Origin of the sequence: Mesorhizobium sp. M7A.F.Ca.CA.004.06.1.1 (genome assembly GCF_003999135.1) — a bacterium.
Lineage (GTDB): Bacteria > Pseudomonadota > Alphaproteobacteria > Rhizobiales > Rhizobiaceae > Mesorhizobium.
Map to the genome: position 1 here is coordinate 1 of NZ_RZPQ01001228.1, position 1,001 is coordinate 1,001.

A 1,001-nucleotide genomic window follows, 5' to 3' on the forward strand; every position below is an offset into this window, starting at 1 on the left:
CGCCGAAGGCGAGCAGCATGCCGGGCAACGCGATCTGGCTGAGACCGCCGCCCTCGATGGCAAGCGGCGCGACATAGGCAAAGACGGTGAAGGCGCCGATCAGCGCCAGCACTGTCGTCAACAGGATCGGCATCACGCCGGGACGCAGCGCTGCCCCCAGCCTGCGCTTCAAGGGCAGCCTGGTGCCAACGATGCCCCGCGGCAGCCGGTACCAAAGGATCGCGCCGGCAAGCGCGCCAAGGCCGGCGATGGCAAAAAAAGTTCCGCGCCAGCCGGCAACGGTGGCAACGAGCGCGCCCAGTGGCGCACCGAGCGCAACGGCCACCGTGGTGCCGCCGACGACGACGGCGATGGCACGCGCCCGGTGATGGTCATCGACCAGCGCCACCGCGGTGCCTTGCGCGGTTGCGGCGAACAGGCCCGACGACAGCGCCATGACGATGCGCGCGACCAGCAGCAGTTCGAAGGAGGAACTCAAGGCAGCGGCGACGTTGCCGAGCACGAAGAACACCAGCGTCCACAGGATGACGCGGCGCCGGTCCCACTCGCCTGTCAGCGTCGCCAGGATCGGCGTGCCGATCGCATAGGCGAGCGCAAAGGCGGTGATCAGCGTGCCGGCCAGCGGAATGGAGATACCGGCATCCGCCGCGATGTCGGGCAGAAGGCTGGAGATGACGAAGCCTTCGGTCGAGATCGTGAACGATCCGAGCGCGAGCCAGAAAAGGCGCTTGTCCATGGCGGGATGTCCTTAGTTCAAAAGTTATTGAACAATTGGACACAATAGGGCATCATGTCAATGAAGCCAGGGAAAAATAGCTGAACCTTCCTGACAGCCCTGTGTCAGCACAGGTCGGCGCCAGACGGAGAAAGGCCGCGTGCGGGCCAACAATGATGGATGCGTTGAAATCGGACCCGACTGTGCTTAGTTTCGAGCCATGACCTTGCCACACCCCAATACGGACCAGATCAGCCTGCCGATCGTGCTTGGCGTGCTCGGCGAC

Annotated in this window: 1 protein-coding gene and 1 pseudogene; one reads left to right on the forward strand and one right to left on the reverse strand. The window is 64.5% G+C overall.

The genetic code is table 11. The annotated features are described in order from the left end of the window. Positions 1-736, reverse strand: a 736-nt coding sequence (locus tag EN906_RS35360; protein ID WP_164777666.1) for an MFS transporter, incomplete at its 3' end; no start/stop codon positions are given. 199 nt (positions 737-935) lie between these two features. On the opposite strand from EN906_RS35360, the pseudogene EN906_RS38675 reads away from it, so the two are divergent. After that, a pseudogene (locus EN906_RS38675) lies at positions 936-1,001 on the forward strand (transcriptional regulator); the annotation flags it as partial.